The organism is Mycobacterium sp. IDUB_17 (assembly GCF_055419465.1).
Map to the genome: position 1 here is coordinate 115,227 of NZ_JBVAXS010000002.1, position 21,736 is coordinate 136,962.

A 21,736-nucleotide genomic window follows, 5' to 3' on the forward strand; every position below is an offset into this window, starting at 1 on the left:
TCTGCCGAGCAGACGCAAAACTGCCCCTTTTCGTGTGAAAAGGGGCAGTTTTGCGTCTTGTCGCGCTAGGTGGTCTCGGCCGCCTCATCCTGCGGCCCCGGGTCGTCCGGTGCTTCCGCAGTTGACTCCTCGTGAGTCTCCCGCTGCGGCGCGGCCGGCGATTCCGTCGGTGACTCCGGCGATTCCGCGTCGGGCAGCTGACCGACGAGGTACTCGGCGAGTCCGCCGATCGTCGGATAGTCGAACACCGCGGTCGCGTTGAGCGTGAACTTGCCGCCGAACTGACTGTGCAGCCGGTTGCGGAGTTCGATCGCCATCAGCGAGTCCGTGCCGAGATCCAGGAACCGGCTGGTCGCGGCCGGCGGCGATGCCAGCCGCAGGAAGTTCTGCACTTCCTTCTGCAGGAACTCGGTCACGAACCCGGCCCGCTGCGGTACCGGGATCTCGAGCAGCTGCTTGAGCACCTCGCTGTCACCGACGACCTCGCCGACGGCACTCGGCAACACCAGGTCGAGGATCGGCGGCCGCTGACTGCCCAGCACCTTCGCGGCCCGCTGCCAGTTCGCCTTGATGACGGTGGCCTGGCCGGTGCCGTTGGCGATGACCTCGGCCAGGGCACTCAGCGCCGCCGAGGGCTCCAGCGGAATCAGGCCCTGTGCACTGATGTTGGCGGTCGCGGCTTCCGACGAGGCCATGCCGCCCTGGGCCCACGGGCCGAAGTTGACGCCGGTGGCCGGCAGGCCTTGCGCCCTTCGCTGCGCCACCAGGCCGTCGAGCAGCGCATTGGCGGTGGCGTAGTTGGACTGACCGGGTGAACCGAACAAGCTGGACACCGAGGAGGACACGATGAAGAAGTCCAGATCGTCGTCCTTCGTCAACCTGTCCAGGTGGCCGGCGCCGAACGCCTTGGGCGCCAACGTGGTCCGGAACCGTTCCAGGCTCTGCTGGCCCAGCAGTGCGTCATCGAGCACACCCGCGAGATGTGCCACACCGGCGAGCGGGGGCAATTCGGCGCGGATCCGGTCGAGGAGCTTGGCCACCTCGGACTCGTCGCCGACATCGGCGGCGAAGACGTGGATACGGGTCTTGTACCGCTCGGTGATCTCCTCGATCAACCGTTGAGCGTCCGCATCGGGCGCCCGGCGGCTGGTCAACACGATGTCACCGGCACCCAGCTGCGCCAGGTACGCAGCGGTGTGCAGACCGATCGCACCGAGCCCACCGGTGATCAGGTAGGTCCGATCCGGCCGCGGTGCAAGCGGATTCGGCATCTGGCAGACAATCTTGCCGATATGCCGGGCCTGCTGCATGCGCCGGAACGCCGTCCTGGCCTCCGTCAGCGGGTAGATCTCGGCGGGCAGTGGCGTCCACTGTCCCTTGGCCAATCCGTCCGACACCTCGGTCAGCAAGTCGCGAATGCGTTCGGGCTCTTGGAACATCACGGTGTCCAACGCGACGATCTCGTAGGCGATGTCGGGTCGGGCCTCGGCCATCTGCTCCGCAGTCCAGATATCGCGCTTGGCGATCTCGGCGAACCGGCCGTTCTTGGCGGTGGCCCGCACGGTCGCCTCGACGAACCCTTCACTCGTCAGGCTGTTGAGCACCACGTCCACGCCGGCACCGTCGGTATCCGCCAGGATCTGGTCGGCGAAATCGGTTGTACGCGAGTCATACACGTACTTGACACCGAGCTTGCGCACCGTCGCCCGCTTGAAGGTGCTCGCCGTCGCATAGACCTCGGCACCGCACTGCTGCGCCATCTGGATGGCCGCCAATCCCACGCCGCCACTGGCAGCGTGGATGAGCACCTTGTCGCCCGGCTTCAGTTGCGCCCAGTCGAACGCGAGCCGGACCGTCAGCGCCGCGGCGGGAATCGTCGCGGCCTCGACCGCGCTGACCCCGTCGGGGATCGGTGCCAGGAACTGCGCCGGCGCGTTGAACCGGCTGGCGAAGGCGCCCTGCATGGAGCCGTAGACCCGCTGGCCCACCTCGACGCCGGTGACTCCCTCACCCAATTGCGTGACGACACCGGCGAAGTCGCCACCGATCGGGCCGGGGTCACCCGGGTACAGGCCCAGCACGTTGAGCACGTCACGGAAGTTGAGACCTGCGGCCTCTACCCGCACCTGCACGTAGCCCTCGTCCGGCGCCGGCACTTCCTTCTCTGTGATCCGCAGGTTGTCGATCGCCCCGCGTTCGGTGGGCAGCAGGGCGTAGTCGCTCCCGCGCGGCACCGTGAGATGCCCGCTGCGCGACCACGGCAGCAACCGGGAGGCCAGCAGCTTGCCCTGCCGTACAGCGATTTCGGGCTCCTCGACCGGTGTGGCCAACAGATTCGCCAGCGCCTGCACGGCCTCGGGTGATCCGTCGGTATCGACCAGCTTGGCGCGCAGCGCCGGTTCCTCGTTGATCGTGGTGCGTCCGAATCCCCACAGCGCGGCCTGTACGGGATCGACCGGCTCACCCGATTCGGTGGCGACCGCCCGCTCGGTGACGATCCAGAGTCCGCCGGGCAATTTGATCTCCCCGCCCTGCACGGTGTGCACCGCGCCGAGCAGGTTGGCGATCTCGGTCTCGAGTCGAGCCTGGCTGTCAGCGCTCGACTCTTCGGGGCTCGGTGCGCCTGCGCGCCAGACGACACCGGAGAACGGCAAGCCGCGCTCCTTGGCCTCGGTCAGCACCTCTCCCAACTGCTGACCGGTGTTCCGATCGAAGGGGATGCAGCCCGGCACCTTGGCGGCAAGGTCGTCGAATCCTGCGATCAGCCAGGTGCCGGTTGCCGCCGCCTCGACTGTCTCGTTGTCAGATGCCGGTACCGGGACCTCGGCCCAGCCGAGGGTGTACAGCAGCCGGGTGGCGTCACCGCCGAGGCCGCGGAGCAGCGCCTCGCGAGGTGCCCGCTTGACCGTGAACTCCCGAATTCCGCCCAGGTAGCGGCCATCCCGATCGAGGTAATCGAGATCGAAGACCTGGGTTTCGCTGTCCAGTGCGCTCTCGTGCCACTTCGCGCGGCAGTAGAACCGCCGGGGCATCTTCTCCTTCAACGTCACCTGCCCGTACCGCAGCGGCAGGAACAGGTCGTTCACGCCCTGCTCGGCGGCGAGAAGTGCCGGGAACGCCGGGAAGGCGACACCGGTGCACAGGTCCATCAGCACCGGGTGCATCGGCTCTGTTCCGAGTTGTTCGGCGAGTTCTGCACCGACGAGGATGTCGCCGATCGCCTCGCCCTCGCCGAGCCACAGCGACTTCAGCGAACCGGACCAGTTCGGGCCCCACGACAGTTCCAGGTCGGAGAAGGTCTCGAACAGTTCCTGCGGACGCATCCGGTTCATGCGCTCGATCGCTTCGTCGACCGGGTCGTCCTCGGGCACCGGCGTCTCGGCCACGTCCTCGAGACCGCTCACCACCGTGCCTTCGGCATTCAGCGACCAGTCAGCGACCCGGTCCCCGTAGGGACGGCTGTGCACCTGGAACTTCCACCCGCCACCGTCGTCCAGCGGGTGCAACATCAGCTGCACCTCGCGAGAGCTCTTCTCGGGCAGGATGATCGGCTCGTAGAAGAACACGTCCTTTGCCCGCGCCGGCGTACCGACCGCGGCCAGTGCCATGGCCGCGTACGTCGCCCCGGGAACGACGACGGTGCCGTAGATGACGTGGTCGGCAAGCCACGGTTGGGATTTGACCGACAACCTGCTGGTGTACACGGAATCGCCAGAGGCCAGGTCTTTCCCACTGCCCAGAATTCCGGATTCCATGGCACCGTCCATGCCAGAGCCGACGATGCCGCTTCCCTTGGGCCAGAAGCGCCGACGCTGGAACGGGTAGGTCGGCAATTCGAGTCGGCGACGGGGCCGGCGATGCAGCGCGGTGAAATCGGGCCGGTGACCGCCGACGTAGGCCGAGGCCAGCGCATCGGCGATCTGGCGCCGGTCGGCAACGCCCTTGCGCATCGAGACGATTGCGCGCGGCGCAGGCAGGTGCTCCGGCCAGACCTGGACCGCAGCCCCGGTCAGCACCGGCTGCGGACCGATCTCCATCAACACCGAGCAACCCAGTGCCGCCACGGTGCGCACGCTCTCGGCGAACTGCACCGGTTGGCGTGAGTGTCGGCGCCAGTACTTCGCATCGAGCGGGGTCTGGGCCGTGAGCACGCTGCCGGTGCGGTTGCAGACCAGCGGCAATGTCGGGGTGGCGAACTGCAACTGCGCTGCGTACGACTCGAACTCATCGAGTACGGGGTCGAGCAGTTCCGAGTGGAAGGCGTGGCTGGTCTGCAGCCAGGTGCAGCGGACCCCCTCGTCACCGAACTTCTCGACGATCTGCTCGAGATCCTCACCCGGACCCGACAGCACGGTATTGGGTCCGTTGTAGGCGCCGACCGACACCCGCGGGAACTCGCCGGCAATCTGCTCGACGTGCTTGGGGTCGGCGAACACCGCCACCATCCGTCCGCCTTCGGGGAGGCTGCCGAACAGCCGGCCGCGCTCGGCCATGAGCCGCGCACCGTCCTCGAGGCTGAATACTCCGGCCACGCATGCCGCTGCGTACTGGCCGACGCTGTGCCCGAGCACCACATCGGGCTCGATGCCCCACGACTGCCACAGCCGCGCCAGGCCCATCTCGACTGCGAAGATCGCCGGTTGGGCAAAGGACGTGTGCCGCAACGTCTCTCCGGCCTTGCCGCCCGTTTCGCGATCGGTGGCGAAAATGACCTCGAGCAGCGGGCTCGGCAGGATGTCCTTGACCGCGTCTGCGCAGCGTTTCACGGTTTCCGCGAAGACCGGTTCGGAGTCGAACAGTTCACGGGCCATTCCCGGGTACTGGCTGCCCTGGCCGGTGAACAACCACGCCGTCGTCGGGTGGTTCAAGTGCTCGCCGCGTACGACACCGGGCCGCGTGCGATTCTCGGCCAGATCCTCCAGGTATATGCGCGCATCGTCGATCGAATCCACCACCAGTGCGGCGCGGTGCTCGAAGTGTGAACGGCCCGTGCCTGCGGTGAGGCACACGTCGGCGAGGTCGGCCTCCGGATGGGCGGCCAACCAGGTTCCGTAACGCTGCGCCAGCGCGACCACCGCTTCCGGTGACCGCCCGGACAGCGCCAGCACATTCACCTGCTCGGTCTGAGCTTCCGGCGCGACGCCTTCGGCAAGATCCCCGTCGGCGAGGTCGTCGCCGGCCGGTGCCGGTGCCGCTTGCGCTGGCGCCTCCTCGACCAGCACATGGGCGTTCGTGCCGGTGAAGCCGAAGGAGCTCACGCCGGCGCGTCGCGGCCTGCCGTTGGTCAGCCACGGAATCGCCTTGTCCACGACCTGCACCGGCAGCGAGTCCCACGGGATGTGCGGGGACGGATTGTCGAAATGCAGGCTCTGCGGCAGTGTTTCGTGCTGCAGAGACAACACGACCTTGATCAGACCCGCTGCCCCCGATGCCGATTCGGTGTGGCCGATGTTGGTTTTCACCGACCCCATCAACAGTGGCCGGTCCGAGTCGCGTGATCCGCCGTAGGCGGCCGCGGCTGCCTGCACCTCGATCGGATCACCCAGCGGAGTGCCCGTTCCGTGCGCCTCCAGGTAGTCGACATCCCCGCCGGACAGCCCGGCGCGAGCCAGTACGGACCCGATGAGCCGTTGCTGCGCACCACCATTGGGCACGGTCAAACCGCTCGAAGCGCCGTCCTGGTTCACCCCGCTGCTCGGAATGATCGCGCAGATCCGATCGCCGTCGCGTTGCGCGTCGCTCAATCTCTTGAGGACGAGAATTCCGCAGCCTTCGCTGCGCACGTAGCCGTCCGCTGAGGCGTCGAACGTCTTGCACCGCCCCACCGGGGAAAGCATCCTGGCGCGGGATGCGGCGACGACGGTCACCGGAGAAAGCAGGACGTTCACGCCGCCGGCCAACGCCATGTCGCAATCACCCGAGTGCAGTGCCTGGCAGGCCTGATGGACGGCCACCAGCGCCGAGCTGCAGGCGGTGTCGATCGCCACCGCGGGTCCCTCGAGCCCCAGCGAGAAGGCGACGCGACCGGAAATGGCGTTGAGTGCGTTGCCGGTGATGAAGTGCGGCTCGATCTTGTCGATGGATTCCGACGACAGCAGGTGTGCGTACTCGTTGGCCGCCACACCCACGAAGATGCCGGTTCGGCTGCCGCGCAACGTCGCCGGCGCGTACCCGGCCCGTTCCAGGCCCTCCCAGACCGTTTCGAGCATCAGCCGCTGCTGCGGCTCGATCCAGACGGCCTCACGCGGGGAGATGCCGAAGAACTCGGGGTCGAATCCGTCTATGCCGTCGAGGAATCCGCCGAATCGCGTGTAGGTCTTGCCCGGAGCATCCGGATCCGGGTCGAAGAACTCGTCGATGTCGAACCGGTCTTCCGGGACTTCCCGGATCGCATCGACACCGCCGGACAGGACGTCCCAGAAAGCCTCCGGGTCGGGCGCACCGGGGAAGCGGCACGACACCGCGACGATCGCGATCGGATCGTCGGTGCGCGTCGTCGCCGCTGCCGGTTGCGGAGCGGGCTTGGGCTGCTCACTGAGTCCGAGCACGTCGCCGAGCAGGTAGTCGGCCACGTCGGAGATCCGGGGGTAGTCCATCACCAGGGTGATGGGGATCTCCGCCCCCACTCCCTGTTCCATGCGGCGGCGCAGTTCGACGGCCATCAGCGAATCCATGCCGAGGTCGAAGAACCCGGCGTCCTCACGGATCTCCGCGGCGTCCACGCGCGTCACCTCTGCCACGGCGTCACGCAGGTAATCCGTCAGCAGCTTCTTACGCTGCTGCACAGGGGCATTCGTGAGCTGCTCGACCAGTTTGGTCTTCCCGGACGCGGTGGCCGGCGACGCCACTCCCGTCAGTTGGGCGGGCAACTCACGTTCCAACTCGGACAGGAACGCCCGTCGGCCCGCCTGCTGATAGAGCGGCAGGAAGCGGGCCCAGTCGATACGGGCTATCACTCCTTGGGCGGGGCCGTGCGCCGAAGCGGCTGCCACGACATCGGCCAGACCGGCCAGCGCATCGGACGGCGACAATGTCTTGATCCCGCGCTGCTCCAGCCGGGCACGGGAGTCCGCGTCGGCCATACCCGCCGACCAGGGACCGAAGTTGACGCTGGTGCCGGCGATGCCCTGATCGCGCAGGCGCCAGGCCAGCCCATCCAGGAAAGCGTTCGCCGCGCTGTAGGCGGTCTGACCGAAACCGCCCCAGACCGAGGCGATCGAGGAGGTGCTGATGAAGAAGTCGAGCTTCTCGTCAGCTGCTGCCTCGCTCAAATGCCAGGCACCCCAGACTTTCCCGGCGAAGACCCGATCCACTTCAGCGTCATCGAGCTCACTCAGCGGAGTGGTACCGATCTCGCCCGCGGCGTGCACGATGCCGGCCAGCGGTGGCAGCTCGGCCCGCACACCGGCCAGAAGGCGGGCGACGTCATGTGCGTCGGCGACATCGGCCGTGGCGACCCGGATCTCACAGCCGTGCTGGTCGCGCAGCGTATCGATGCGCTTTTGTGCGGTGTCGCCGGGCTGGCGCCGGCTGGTCAGCACCAGTTGCTTGGCGCCGTGCGCGGCCAGGTACCCGGCGATTTCGAGCCCGATGGAGCCGAGCCCTCCGGTCACCAGATACGTTGCGTCAGCGCGCAGTTCCAGCGGTTTGCCGCTCGGCAGGTCCTCCGGCCGAACCAGCCGGGGAACGTAGACCTCGTGACCCCGCAGCGCGACCTGGTCTTCCTTGACGGCCGATTCGGCTGCCGTGGTGATCCGGTTGAGCAGCCCGGACCATTCGCCGGTCGTCCCCTCGGAGAGATCGGCCAGACCGCCCCACACCTGAGGAAGCTCGAGGGCCGCGGCGCGGCCGAATCCCCACAGGGCACTCTGCTCCGGCGTCACGGTGTCCGCCTCGGTGACGTGTTGTGCCCCGCGGGTGACGAGCCAGATTGGTGCCCTCAGGTCAGCGGCGACCGCGGCGCGGAAGAGCCGCCGAGTTCCGGCCAGGACCTGGTGTTGCATCCGCAGCAGTGATCGCATCGAGGGGGTGGCGCCGGAGTCAAGCGCGGCGACGTGCACGATGCGCAGCGTCGAATCGCCCGTTGCCGCGGCGCGCAACGTCGCTGCGAGTTGCACCTCGTCCGCATCGGACGCAGGCAATCCGAAGAACCGATACTGCTGCCCACGCGCGGTGAGGGTGTCCACCAGAGGCTTGACGGCGTCGGACTCGTCGCCGATGAGGATCCAGGAACTCTCTCCGGTTTCGGAACCGGAGAGGGGGGTAACCGCCTTTTCCCATCGGAACTCGTAACGGTCGTCCGCGATGGACTGCGTCGAGCGCTGTTGGTTGTGTTGCGCCGCAAGCTTGGTCAGTACCGCGAGCGTCTGATCGTCGCCGCCGGCGCCGTCGAGCAGGGCTGCGAGTTCCTCGATCCGGCCGTCCTCGAGCAGCCGGACCGCCTGGGTGCGGGCGGCCACGTGCTGCTGCTGGTTGGGCTCGTCACGATTGTCGCGGTACCAGTACTGGCGGTGCTCGAACGGGTAGGTCGGAAGGTCCAGCTTCTGCGCGTGGGCCTGCCGTAAGGCGCCGAAGTCGGGCAGGTGGCCCAGCACGTAGGCATCGGCGACGGCTTCGTTGATCTGCCGGTGGTCGGCGGTGTTCCGCCGCAGCGAGGTGATCACCCGAGGTGCGGTGGCCGGGTCGGGCCAGGCGCCCAGGGCCGTCGCGGTGAGCACCGGACGCGGGCCGACCTCGAGCAGCACCTTGCAGTTCAGATCGGCGAGGGTGCGCACGCTCTTGGCGAACTCCACCGGTTGGCGCGCGTGACGACGCCAGTAGGCGCCGTCCATCTTGACGCTCCGGCCCAGGGCTGCGCCGGTGCGGTTGTCGATCAGAATCCGTTGTGGTGCTTTGAAAGTGAACCGGTTCGCGTACGCCTCGAACTCGTCGAGGATCGGTTCCAGCAGTGCCGAGTGGAATGCGTGGCTGGTTTCCAGCCAGTCACACCGCACGCCGTCGGCCGTCAAACGCGCCACGGCCTTCTCCAGGTCCGCTGCAGGTCCGGACAGCACGGTGTTGGCGCCGTTGTATGCGGCGACCGAGAGCGCGGGGTACTCGTCGGTGAGGCTCTCGACCCGCTCGGCTGCGGTGAACACCGCCGCCATCCGGCCGCCCGCGGGCAGACTGCCGAAGAGCCGGCCACGTTCGGCCATGAGCCGCATGCCGTCGTCGAGGCTGAACACGCCCGCGACGCACGCGGCCGAGTACTGGCCGACGCTGTGACCCAGCACCACGTCCGGTTCGAAGCCCCACGACTGCCAGAGCTGGGCCAAGCCCATCTCCAGGGCGAACAGCGCGGGCTGGGCGTAGGAGGTCTGCCGCAGCGTCTCCTCGCCATCCGGGCTGTCGAGGTCGAAAATCACGTCCAGCAGCGGCTTTTCGAGGACGTCGGCGACTGCGGCCGCGCACCGGTTCAGGGTCTCGGCGAACACCGGTTCGGTGTCGTACAGCTCGCGCGCCATGCCGGGGTACTGGCTGCCCTGGCCGGTGAAGAGCCAGGCCGTCTTCGGGGTGTCGTGGGATTCCCCGCGAACCAGACCGGGGGCCGGGCGGTCGTCCGCGAGCGCGCCGAGCAGTTCGACAGCGGATTCCCTGGAGTTGACCACCAACGCGGCGCGGTGCTCCAGGTGCGCGCGCCCCACGCCGGCGGTGAGACACACGTCCGCCAACGTGGCCTCCGGATGTGCGCCCAACCAGTTGCGGTATTCGCCGGCGACCTGCACCAACGCTTCCGGTGTCCGTGCGGACACCGGAAGGATGCTGAACCGCTTGCTCTCAGACTGCGCAGTTCGGCCCGGCTCTGCCGCCGGCCGCGCCGTTGGTTCGGGAGCTTCTTCGAGGATGACGTGCGCGTTGGTCCCGGCGAACCCGAATGAGCTGACGCCCGCGATGCGCGGTTCGCCGTTGCGTTCCCAGGGGGTGGCTTCCTTGACCACTTCCACCGCCAGCCGGTCCCACGGAATGTGGGGCGACGGGTTCTCGAAGTGGAGGTGCTTGGGCAAGGTCTCGTTCTCGAGCGACAGGATGACCTTGATGACGCCCGCGATGCCCGCGGCCGCTTCCAGGTGACCGATGTTCGTCTTTGCCGAGCCGATCAACAGCGGCCGGTCGGGTTCGCGTCCGGCGCCGAGCACCGCGCCTGCGGCCTGCGCCTCGATCGGGTCGCCCAGTGAAGTCCCGGTGCCGTGTGCTTCCAGGTAGCCGACTTCGCTGGGTCGGAGGCCGGAGCGTTTCAGAGCGTCGGTGATAACCCGTTGCTGCGCCACACCATTCGGCACGGTCAACCCGCCGGATGCGCCGTCCTGGTTGATTGCGCTGCCGCGGATAACGGCCCGAATCCGGTCGCCGTCACGGATCGCGTCGTCAAGACGCTTGATGACGATGACGCCGCAGCCCTCGCCGCGCACATAGCCGTCCGCCGCGGCGTCGAATGTCTTGCAGCGGCCGTCGGGGGCGAGCATGTGAGCGCTGGAGAACGTGATCATCGTGGCCGGTGTGAGCAGCACATTCGCGCCGCCGGCCAGGGCGAGGTCGCACTCTCCCAGGCGCAGCGCCTGGCACGCCTGGTGGATCGCCACCAGCGACGAGCTGCACGCCGTGTCGACGGCGACCGAGGGACCCTGCAGTCCCAACCGGTAGCTGATCCGGCCCGCGGCCGCGGCGTTCGACGTACCGATGGCCATGTAGGCCTCGATCTCGGGGTAAGTCAGCTCGTCAGAGGCCATTCCGAGGTAGTCGTGGGTGGCCAAACCCACGAAGACGCCGGTGTTGGTTTCAGCCAAAGCTGTTGGCGCAGTGCCTGAATGCTCCACCGCGCGCCATGCCGTTTCGAGCAGGAGCCGATGTTGGGGGTCCATCAACCGTACCTCGCGGGTGGACATGCCGAAGAACGGCGCGTCGAACCCGGTCACGTCGTCGACGAAACCCGCACGACGGGTCACCACCTTGCCGGGAACGCCTGGTTCCGGGTCGAAGAATTCGTCGGCGTCCCACCGGTCTTCGGGTATCTCTGACACCGCGTCGCGTCCCTCGCGCAGCACCTCCCAGAACGCATCGGCGTCCGGTGCGCCTGGAAAGCGCGCCGCGTAGCCGACGATGGCAAAGCGAGGGTTCTTGTCGATCGGATGTTCAGCGGTTCCCATGGCCGTTGTCCTCCTAGCGTCGGCGGTCACTCAATGACTACGCCCGACATTTGTCGCACGCGAAAATTGTCCACCCCCCGACGGCACTAGAGCACTATTACACGTGAACCTGTGACGCGTGGGGCGCAGCTTGTGCCGTGAGGCGCAGGAGTGGTTGCCAGCGGGTGTGGGGGTATGTTGGGCAACCACGGGTGATCACGGCCACAGCCGGCCAAACGGGAGGGCGACGCTTTGCGCATCGGGAAGATAACTGTTGGCGCACTTGAGGAATGGACGTTGAGTTCGGGATCGGTCACGTCCTGGCATCCGACGGCTGCGGCTCAGGAAACGGCGGATCGGGCACCTGTCAGCTCGGTGCCAGTTAGCTACATGCAGAGTCAACATCTTCGGAACTACAGCGAGCGGAAGGCTGCCGGCCTGAACTTCTCCCGGCAGATCATCGCCAGCTGTGAGGTGGCGGGCCAATGTGACATCTCGGCCATGGACCACGCGGTCAACACCTACCTGCGTAGGCACGACACATTCCGCAGCTGGTTCGAAAAGGCCGATGACGGCAAATTTGTTAGGCGAACGATCGAAAAGCCGGACGATATCGAGTTCGTTCCGGTCGATCAGGGCACCATGACCGTCGACGAAATACACGCCCATGTCGTGGCCATCCCCAATCCCTTGGAATGGGGCTGTTTCACTTTCGGCATAATCCAGAACGAAGACCACTTCACTTTCTTCGCGGCCATGGATCACGTGCACGGAGATGCCACGTTGATCGGCACGACGATGATGGAAGCTAATGGCATGTATTCCGCGATGAGCGGAAGCGGTCACGCTCTCCAGTTGCCCGAACCCGGTAGCTTCGACGACTTCTGTGTCCGCGAACGGGAATACACGTCGGCGTTGACCCTCGAGTCGCCAGGGGTGCAGGCGTGGATCGACTTCGCCGAGAACAACAGCGACGGATTTCCGGAATTCCCACTGCCACTGGGCAATCCGGACAAGTCGACCAGCAGTGCCTGGAGCTCCATGGTCCTGATGGACACGGCGCAGACGGAACGCTTCGACGCGGCCTGCGCGGCGGCGGGAGCACGCTTCGTCGGTGGCCTGTTCGCCTGTCTGGGCCTGGTCGAGCATGAGTTCACCGGCGCACTGACGTATTACGGACTCACCCCGAGAGATTCCCGCACGGCCGGCGACAATTTCAACACGCAGGGTTGGTTTACCGGTTTGATCCCGATTGTCGTGCCGGTCGCGGCGACCTCTTTCAGCGACGCGGCCGGCGCCGCACAGGCTTCTTTCGATTCGGGCCTGGACATGGCGAGAGTGCCGTATTATCGCGTGCTCGAGTTGGCGCCTTGGTTGAATTGGCCGCAGCCGAACTTTCCGGTGTCGAATTTCCTCCACGGTGGTGCCGCACCGCTCAACGCGATCCTCGCCGCAGGCGATTTGGGCCTCGCGAACAACATCGGGATGTACCCGGACAATCGGTTCTCGTACCAATTGACGATCTACATCTTCAGGTACGGGGAGGGCACGGTCATGGCGATCATGCATCCGGACAATCCCGTTGCCGAGAAGTCGGTTACGCGGTACATGGAGGCGATGAAGTCGGTGTCTTCGAGGGTTGCTGACAGCGGGCACTGGGGGCGCGTCGCGTAGCGGCGAGCGGAGCGATGGCCATGGAAGCGGCGCGAGGGTGAGGGCGACATGCGACGGCTAGCCGATTTCGTAGTGCGATGGCCCTGGGCGGTGATCGGGATCTGGGCGGCGCTGCTCGTCGCTCTGCCGTTGGCATGTCCGTCGCTGAGCGACATGGCCCAGAAGCATCCGCTCGCCATCCTGCCCAGTGATGCGCCGTCGAGTGTCACCGCTCAGAAGATGACCGAGGCCTTTCACGAGTCGGGCAACAACGACCTGCTGTTGGTGGCCCTGATCAATGAGAATGGGCTGGGTCCCTCGGACGAGGCGACCTATCGCAAGCTGGTGGACGCCCTGCGCGACGACGTCACAGACGTCGAAAGCGTCCAGGATTTTGTCGGCACTCCACAATTGCGACAATTCTTGACCAGCAAGGACAAGACCACCTGGGTGTTGCCGGTGGGCCTGGTCGGTGAGTTGGGCACACCGCGGGCGATGGACTCGTTCAAGCGGGTTTCCGAGATCGTCAAACTCAGCACGGCCGGCAGCCCGCTGCAGGTGCACCTCACCGGTCCCGCGGCCACCGCCGCCGACCTCACCGTGGCCGGTGAGAACGATCGGCTCCCGATCGAGCTCGCGATCGCCGTGCTGGTCCTGGCGGTGTTGTTGCTGGTCTACCGCAGTCCGGTCACGATGCTGCTGCCGTTGGTGACGATCGGGTCGTCCCTGCTGATCGCCCAGGCGCTGGTGGCGGGTTTCTCCGAGCTGACGGGTACCGGTGTCTCGAACCAGTCCGTCGTGTTCCTGAGCGCGATCATGGCGGGCGCCGGCACGGATTACGCGGTCTTCCTGATCAGCCGCTATCACGACTATCTGCGCCTGGACAACGACTTCGATCAGGCGGTCCGGGCCGCGATGTTGTCGATCGGGAAGGTGATCACCGCATCCGCAGCGACAGTGGGACTCACCTTCCTGCTGCTGAGCTTCACCAAAATGGGAGTGTTCAAGACGGTCGGAGTGTCGGCGGCGATCGGTATCGGCGTCGCGTACCTGGCCGGACTTACGCTGCTGCCGGCAATCCTGGTGCTGGTCGGACCGCGCGGGTGGGTGAAACCGCGGCGCGAACTCACCGCCCGGTTCTGGCGGCGTTCGGGAATCCGCATCGTGCGCCGGCCGGTGCCGCATCTCGTCGCCAGTCTTCTCGTGTTGGCGTTGCTGGCCGGCACCGCGATCTTTGCCAAGTACAACTATGACGATCGCAAGGTCGTGGCGGCATCGGCGCCGAGTTCGATCGGGTACGCCGCGGTCGAACGTCATTTCCCGATCAGTCAGTCGATTCCCGAATACATTCTCATCCAGTCGCCACATGACCTGCGCACCCCGAGAGCATTGGCGGACCTGGAGCAGATGGCTTCGCGCGTCGCCCAATTGCCCGACGTCGGTCTGGTCAGCGGCATCTCCCGTCCCTTGGGCGAGGTGCCCGCGGAATTCCGGGCCACATTCCAGGCCGGCATCGTCGGTACCCGGTTGGCCGACGGCTCCACCCAGATCGATCAGCGTTCCGGCGATCTCAACCGACTGGCATCCGGGGCCAACACGCTGGCCGACAGCCTCGCCGACGTACGCACTCAGATCAACCAGATCGCGCCCAGCCTGCAGGGCCTGGTCGACACGTTCTCCTCGGTGCGAACCGAGTACGGCGGCGACAAGCTGGTGAAGGACGTCGAAACCACGGCCAAGCTGGTGCAGAGCGTCAATGCGCTCTCCAACGCCATGGGGTACAACGTGTCCGCCGTCAAGAACATCTTCGGCTGGATCGATCCGGTCCTGGCGGCGCTGCAGAACAATGCGGTCTGCGATGCCAACCCGTCCTGCGCCGACACCCGCATCCAGTTCCAGCGGCTCGTCGACGCGAACAAGGACGGCAGCCTCGACCAGATCAACGATCTCGCTCATCAGCTGAACGGCGCGGGCGACGACAAGCAATCGCTCAACTCCACGGTCACCAAGCTGAATGCGGCGCTCGCCAGCGTCAACAAGGCGGTCAAGGCCATGGGGCTGAACAAGCCCGGCGGTCCGCAGTCGGGCTTGAAGGATCTGCAGCAAGGCGCCAACCGCCTGGCCGGCGGGAGCCGGGACGTGGCAGGCGGCGTCGATGAACTGGTCAAGCAGATCAAGGTGATCTCTGCCGGGTTGAACCAGGCTTCGTCGTTCCTGCTGACGATGCGCAACGACGCTGCAGATCCGGCACAGGCGGGGTTCAACATTCCGTCCGAGGTGCTGAATCTTCCGGAGTTCAAAAAAGCCTCGGCAGCGTACGTTTCGCCGGACGGCCGGTCGGTGCGGTATCTGGTCCAGACCAAGCTCAACCCGTTCAGCTCCGAGGCGATGGATCAGGTCAATCAGATCCAGGACGTCGCCCGTGGGGCCCAGCCGAACACCACGCTGTCAGACGCCTCGATAACGATGGGCGGATTCCCGGCCGCACTACGGGATACACGTGACTACTACCAGCAGGACATCCGGTTCATCATGACCGCGACCCTCATCGTGGTGCTGCTGATCCTGATGTTGCTGTTGCGTTCGATCGTCGCACCCTTGTACCTCGTCGGGTCCGTGGTGATCTCGTACTTCGCGGCACTCGGCATCAGCGTCCTGGTGTTCCAGGCACTCCTGGGCCAGCAATTGCATTGGAGCGTGCCCCCATTGGCGTTCGTGGTGCTGATCGCGGTGGGTGCCGACTACAACATGCTCCTGGTGTCGCGACTGCGCGACGAGTCTCCGCACAGCACCCGGTATGGGGTCATCCGTACCCTGAGTTCTACCGGAGGCGTGATCACCGCAGCGGGTCTGATCTTCGCCGCTTCGGTTGCCGGTCTGATGTTCTCCACCATCGGCATGGTGGTCCAGGGCGGTTTCGTGATCGGTGTGGGCATCTTGCTGGACACCTTCGTGGTGCGCACCATCACGGTGCCCGCCGTCGCTGCCCTGATCGGTAAGGCGAACTGGTGGCCGTCCCGAGCAGCCGGCGGACGGCAGCGCACATGAGGTGCAATTTCGGAAGTTGCGCAGGTAAGGACGGGTGAGCGCGCACGGGTGATGTGTGTGAAACTACGAAACGAAGCGGGGCGATCAGGAGTGGAGATGAAGAAACTCCTTGCAGGACTTGCGGTGCTGGTGACGACAACCGTCACAGGATCCCTCGGTGTCCTCGGGAGCGCGTCGGCCGATGACACGTCGCCGCCCGGGCCGCCGACGCCCGGCGGCCCGACCTCTGGGACGTCAAACCCCGGAACCGCGTACGCCCTGGGTGGGGCTCACGTCCTCGGGATTCCCTATGACGAGTACATCCGTATGACGGGTGAGCAGTGGTTCCCCGGCATGAAGCGGGTGAAGGTCGACTACCCGGCGGGACAGGTTCAGGGCCACACCCTGGAACGTCTCTTTCCCGGTATCGGCCCGATCGGGGAACAGATCTATCCCGGCCTGGGCCTCGACGGTCCCAGCATCGGCGAGTCGGTCGACGAGGGAGAGGGAAACCTCGACGCGGCCATCCGCAACGGTGGCAAAGGGACAGCGATGGGATTGTCCGAGGGAGCCCTCGTGCTCAACGCCGTGAAGGCGCGACTGGCCAATGATCCGACCGCTCCGCCGCCGGATCAGCTGAGCTTCGCGACGTTCGGTGACCCGATTGCCAAGCATCCCTTCGGTGAGAGCTTCCTGACCCAGAACTTTCCCGTCGGGAGCGTCGTGCCGTTCATGGACTACCGCATACCGGCTCCCGTGGAGAGCCAGTACCACACCGACCAGTTCATCTCCGCCTACGACAGCATCGCCGATTGGCCGGACCGGCCCGACAACTGGATGAGCGTGATCAACGCGATCGCCGGTTTGGCTACCGGTCACACCGCGATCGCGTTCACCAATCCGAGCAACGTTCCGGCACAGAACATCAGGACGACGGTCAACTCCAAGGGTGCGACGACGACGACGTACCTGGTCCCCGAGGAGCACCTCCCGCTGGTGTTGCCGTTCAAGTACCTCGGATACGACAAGAACACGCTCAATGAGCTGGACCGGGTCTTGCTGCCTATGGTGGACGCGGGCTATTCGCGAAATGACGATCCGGCGACCGCTCCGGTCACGGTGGACCCGGTGCACGGTTTCGACCCCGCGGAAGTCACCGCACCTGCGAACCAGGCGACCTTCGGCGGCGGCACCGATCCGATGTCGGAACTGGCGAACGCTGCGTTGTCGGTGCTGAACCCGCAGGGCGCGGGCTGACGGCGCCTCCCGAGCCGATCGAATCGACTAGTAACGGACGTGATGTGATGCCCAGCCCCCAGTCATCAATTCTCTCGATGCTGCATGGACGTGCCAGTCTGCGGCCCAACGACGTTGCCTTCACCTTCACCGATTACGCCGCCGATCCGGCGGGCGTGGTCGAGACGCTGACGTGGTCGCAACTGTCGCGCCGGACGATGAGCGTGGCGCGCGAGATTCGCCTTCACGGGTCGGTCGGTGACCGTGCGGTGATTCTGGCCCCGCAGGGCCTCGAGTACATCCTGGCGTTCCTGGGTTCGATGCAGGCCGGGTTGGTGGCGGTTCCGCTTCCCCTGCCTCATCGCGGCTCAAGCCATGAGCGCGTGAGTGCGGTGTTCGTCGATACGAGGCCTTCGGTGGTCCTGACGACGTCCGCGGTCGCCGAGGATGTCGGCGACTACGTCGATCAGTCACGTATGAGCACCGCGCCGAAGATCGTTGTGGTCGATTCGCTGAACCTGGACGCCGACCATGGAACAGATGGATTGGGCAGTGGCACAGCTGAATTCCCCGCCACGGCGTATCTGCAGTACAGCTCGGGTTCGACCCGGCTGCCTACCGGGGTGATGATCTCGCACCGCAACCTTCAGTCGAATTTCGAGCAGTTGATGCGCGGTTTGTTCGCGGATGCGAACGTCAAGACCTCGACTGATATGACCATCGTTTCGTGGCTGCCCTTCTACCACGACATGGGTTTGGTACTCGGTGTCTGCGCACCCATACTCGGCGGCTACTCCGCGGCCCTGACGAGCCCGGTGGCTTTCCTGGAGAAGCCGGCCAGATGGGTCCGAGCGCTCGCTGAGAATCCGGGTGCCTTTTCTGCGGCGCCCAACTTCGCCTTCGACCTGGCCGCCCGCAAGACGAAAGACGCGGACCTTGCCGGGCTCGACCTCGGCGGGGTGCGGGGCATCATCAACGGCGCCGAGCGCGTCGAACCGGCCAGCCTGGAACGTTTCACAGATCGGTTCGCCCACTTCAACTTTCGCGATCACATGCTGCGACCGTCATACGGACTGGCCGAGGCAACCGTGTTCGTGGCCACCGGCACGTGGAGTGAGGCGTCGGAGCCCGCTCACTTCGACGTCGATGAACTGTCCGCGGGCCGGGTCCGGCGGTGTGCGGCCGGAACCGGTTCTGCGCTGGTCAACTACAAGCTGCCGCAGTCACCCGTGGTGCGCATCGTCGACGCCGATACGAACACGGAATGCCCGCAGGACGTGGTCGGCGAGATCTGGGTCCACGGCGACAATGTCGCGGCCGGTTACTGGAGCAGGCCACCGGAAGAGCAGCAGTGCTTCGGCGCCGCGCTCGCCGACCCGACTGCCGGCACGCCTGACGGACCTTGGTTGAAAACCGGTGATCTGGGCTTCGTCTCCGAGGGAGAGCTGTTCGTCGTCGGGCGCATCAAGGATCTGCTGATCATCCGCGGGCGCAATCACTACCCCGAGGACATCGAGGCGACGGTCCAACAGATCACCGGTGGTCGGGTCGCGGCGATTTCGGTGCCGGTGAACAGTACCGAGAAGCTGGTGACCGTGATCGAGGTCAAGAAGCGGGGAGAGTCCACGATAGAGGCGGTGCACTGGCTCAAGGAGATCAAGAGCGATGTCACCTCCGCGATATCCAATGCGCACGGGTTGAATGTCGGGGATCTCGTCCTCGTGTCTCCGGGGTCGATACCCACGACGACGAGCGGCAAGGTCCGGCGCGCCGCCTGCGTCGAGCAGTACCGGCAGGACGAGTTCACGCGCCTGGACGCCTGAGCGGACCCGGTACCGCTGTGCGATACCGCGCGAGATTGCAAAGTAGTGCACTACCTAGTTCGGCCCACCGCGACGCTACCGGCAACTTACTGGCCGGGCGCCGGGTTGTGTTCACCGCGATCGCGACCCTGGCCGCCGCGCGCCGCTCGGTGACGAGCCGAAGAGCTTCGCCTTTGTCGACGGGTTCGCCGACCTGGACTTCAACCCGAACCCCGCACTATCGGTGTTCACCAATGTCTTCACCTTCGCCGAGCACAACGGCGGTACTCGTGCGACCTGCGTGAGCACCTACGAGTCCGCTGAGGCTTTGTAGCAGGTGCTGGACATGGGTGTGGTCGAGGGCGCGTCGTCGGCGATCAACCGGAACGACGACCTCGTCGCCGCCTGAATTCCCTCCCCGACCGGTGCGGCGAGGGACCGTGATCCGGGAGTTCGCCGCTCCGCGGGGGCGACGACGGCTACCGGGATGCGAGATGCTGTTCGAGAAGGTCGAGATTCTCGCCGTGGTCGTCGCCCACCTTGGCCAGCAGGCCGGTGGCCACCAGCAGCCAGGACAGCAGCTGCGCACCCGGCCGCCCGGCGAGCGCCGGGCGGAAGCGGATGGCCTCGGTCACGATGTGGCCGCCATCCGCGGATTCCATGGTGAGAAGCACGTTCTGTCGAATGCCCCGCTGCTTGCCGGTGAACTCGAACACCTTGCCCGGCACGTGCCGTGTGATGGTCCACCGAACGACGTCGTGGTCGCATTCCTCGCCGTGCTTGCTCTCCCAGCTGTGACCGGCGGCCATCGTGAAGTTCGGCCCGAGTACGGTCTCTGTCTTGTGCTCCTCGTACTGTTGCGTCTCCGCGGGGTGCGTGAGTGCGTGCCAGATGAGGTCGGGGTCGCCTTCCAGCCGCCGCCAGTTGGTGAAGGATGCGTAGCCCATGACTGCTCCCGATGGTCGTGGCCCGGTCACGACGGGAGTCGGCCAGGGCGAGGTTGTCATGGGAGAGAGTAGCTTTCGGAGGGCAACGCGCGTGTGTACCCGGTCGGCACCCGACCGTGAGCCGCACAGCGTGTCTCGTCGTGTTGCCGGTCTCCACGATGTCGCGGGACGTCGCGACGCTCATCGAGACGATGGTCTCGTCGTCCCCATGCCCGGGGCGTGAGCGCCGAACCGTCCAACGACCGCATCTATTCGGTGTACGGACGTAATGCGTGGAAGAGCCGGGTGCGAGCGCACCCGGACGTGGCCGCCGCTCATGGCTAGCTGTGACACGCTGAAGGTTAAATGTGAAGATGGAGGTGTTATGAGTGCAACAGAACTGAGCCCGACGTCGCTGCGTGAAGCGTTCGGCCACTTTCCGTCCGGTGTCATCGCGATTGCTGCCGAGGTAGAGGGCACCTTGGTCGGCTTGGCTGCCAGCACCTTCGTGCCGGTGTCGCTCGACCCGCCGCTGGTGTCGTTCTGCGTGCAGAACTCTTCGACCACCTGGCCCAAGCTCAAGGATCTGCCGTCGCTGGGGATCAGCGTGCTCGGCGAATCCCATGACGAGGCGGCCCGCACCTTGGCGGCCAAGACGGGGGACCGGTTCGCCGGGCTGGAGACCGAGTCACGCGAATCCGGCGCGGTGTTCATCCACGGAACCAGCGTGTGGCTGGAGAGCGCCATCGAGCAACTCGTCGAGGCCGGCGATCACACCATCGTGGTGCTGCGTGTCAGCGACATCACGGTCAATGCCGATGTGGCGCCAATCGTGTTCCACCGCAGCACGTTCCGCAAGCTCGGCGCCTGACCTCCGAGCCTCGGGCCGGCCGGCTCAGGGCCGTGCGGCGAGTTCGTCGCGATATTTGGCGATGCGCTGTTCGATCTCGCCGGCATCGCCCGGCCGGCCCTCTTTACGGGCCAACTCGGCCCGGATCGACAGTTCCCGGATCGCGGTCCGGATCTCGTTGATGCTGTGAGTCTGTCCCATGCTCATGGAGCTGCCTTTCGACGCTGATTGGCTGCTTTTCCTGAGCCTACGCGCCGAAGCGACGACGAGTCTGCGCTCAGATCGCATATTTGTTCCGGATCGCGATCTGAACGCAGACTCGAGGACGATTAGCGCCTGAACAGCTTGTTGCCCAACCACACGATCGGGTCATACTTGCGGTCCGCCACCCGTTCCTTCATCGGGATCAGCGCGTTGTCGGTGATCTTGATGTTTTCCGGGCACACCTCGGTGCAGCACTTGGTGATGTTGCAGTAGCCGAGGCCGAACTCTTCCTGAGCCATGTCCTTGCGGTCCAGGACGTCGAGCGGGTGCATGTCCAACTCGGCGATCCGCATGTGGAACCGCGGCCCGGCGAACGCCTCCTTGTTCTCCTCGTGGTCACGCACCACGTGGCAGACGTTCTGGCACAGGAAGCACTCGATGCATTTGCGGAATTCCTGGCTGCGCTCGACGTCCACTTGCTGCATCCGGTACTCGCCGGGCTGCAGCTCCTTAGGCGGCGTGAATGACGGGATCTGGCGGGCCTTTTCGTAGTTGAACGACACATCGGTCACCAGGTCGCGCATCACCGGGAAGGCGCGCAGCGGCGTGATGGTCACCGTCTCGGACGGGTCGAAGGTCGACATCCGGGTCATGCACATCAGCCGCGGGCGGCCGTTGATCTCCGCCGAACAGGATCCGCACTTGCCGGCCTTGCAGTTCCACCGCACCGCCAGATCGCCGGCCTGGGTGGCCTGCAGCCGGTGGATGATGTCGAGCACCACCTCGCCGTCGTTCACCTCGACGGTGTAGTCCTGAAGCTCGCCGCCGGCCTCATCGCCGCGCCAGACCCGCAGGTTCGCGTTATACGCACTCATG

At 65.9% G+C, this 21,736-nt stretch carries 9 protein-coding genes and 2 pseudogenes; 7 read left to right on the plus strand and 4 right to left on the minus strand.

Annotation, left to right across the window (positions count from 1 at the left end; all coding sequences use genetic code 11):
- Nucleotides 1-65: 65 nt before the first annotated feature.
- Nucleotides 66-11,183: a type I polyketide synthase gene (locus ACZYZ7_RS07725; protein ID WP_463740584.1), complete on the minus strand. Its 11,118-nt coding sequence runs from the start codon at nt 11,181-11,183 to the stop codon at nt 66-68.
- Between the two features lie 231 nt (nt 11,184-11,414).
- Here ACZYZ7_RS07725 and ACZYZ7_RS07730 point away from each other — a divergent pair, with 231 nt between their 5' ends.
- The 5 genes and pseudogenes from ACZYZ7_RS07730 to ACZYZ7_RS07750 form a co-directional block, all read left to right on the plus strand.
- Nucleotides 11,415-12,836 carry a condensation domain-containing protein gene (locus tag ACZYZ7_RS07730; protein WP_450069667.1) on the plus strand — a complete coding sequence of 474 codons (1,422 nt, stop codon included), beginning with the start codon at nt 11,415-11,417 and terminating at the stop codon, nt 12,834-12,836.
- 48 nt (nt 12,837-12,884) lie between these two features.
- Nucleotides 12,885-15,863, plus strand: a complete 2,979-nt coding sequence (locus ACZYZ7_RS07735) for an MMPL/RND family transporter (RefSeq protein WP_463740585.1) — start codon at nt 12,885-12,887, stop codon at nt 15,861-15,863.
- A 96-nt stretch (nt 15,864-15,959) separates the two neighbouring features.
- Nucleotides 15,960-17,099 (plus strand): acyltransferase PE, encoded by a 1,140-nt coding sequence (pe, locus tag ACZYZ7_RS07740; RefSeq protein ID WP_135451630.1) that lies wholly within the window; start codon nt 15,960-15,962, stop codon nt 17,097-17,099.
- Between the two features lie 47 nt (nt 17,100-17,146).
- Nucleotides 17,147-18,901 (plus strand): AMP-binding protein, encoded by a 1,755-nt coding sequence (locus ACZYZ7_RS07745; protein ID WP_463740586.1) that lies wholly within the window; start codon nt 17,147-17,149, stop codon nt 18,899-18,901.
- A 151-nt stretch (nt 18,902-19,052) separates the two neighbouring features.
- A pseudogene (locus tag ACZYZ7_RS07750) lies at nt 19,053-19,289 on the plus strand (SRPBCC family protein); the annotation flags it as partial.
- A 70-nt stretch (nt 19,290-19,359) separates the two neighbouring features.
- On the opposite strand, the gene ACZYZ7_RS07755 reads toward ACZYZ7_RS07750, so the two are convergent.
- Nucleotides 19,360-19,827: a hypothetical protein gene (locus ACZYZ7_RS07755; RefSeq protein WP_450069664.1), complete on the minus strand. Its 468-nt coding sequence runs from the start codon at nt 19,825-19,827 to the stop codon at nt 19,360-19,362.
- A gap of 201 nt (nt 19,828-20,028) precedes the next feature.
- Here ACZYZ7_RS07755 and ACZYZ7_RS07760 point away from each other — a divergent pair.
- Together ACZYZ7_RS07760 and ACZYZ7_RS07765 are read left to right on the plus strand one after the other, a co-directional pair.
- Nucleotides 20,029-20,151: pseudogene (locus ACZYZ7_RS07760) on the plus strand (isopenicillin N synthase family oxygenase); the annotation flags it as partial.
- Between the two features lie 40 nt (nt 20,152-20,191).
- Entirely contained in the window at nt 20,192-20,677 is a 486-nt protein-coding gene (locus ACZYZ7_RS07765) for a flavin reductase family protein (RefSeq protein WP_044514767.1), read from the plus strand.
- Between the two features lie 24 nt (nt 20,678-20,701).
- Here the strand turns inward: ACZYZ7_RS07765 and ACZYZ7_RS07770 are convergent, their stop codons facing one another.
- A complete protein-coding gene (locus tag ACZYZ7_RS07770) occupies nt 20,702-20,863 on the minus strand; it encodes a hypothetical protein (protein WP_135451634.1) in 162 nt (53 codons plus the stop codon).
- Nucleotides 20,864-20,985: 122 nt separating this feature from the next.
- Complete coding sequence (locus ACZYZ7_RS07775) at nt 20,986-21,735, minus strand: succinate dehydrogenase/fumarate reductase iron-sulfur subunit (RefSeq protein WP_463740587.1); 750 nt, start codon at nt 21,733-21,735, stop codon at nt 20,986-20,988.
- Nucleotide 21,736: the final 1 nt, after the last annotated feature.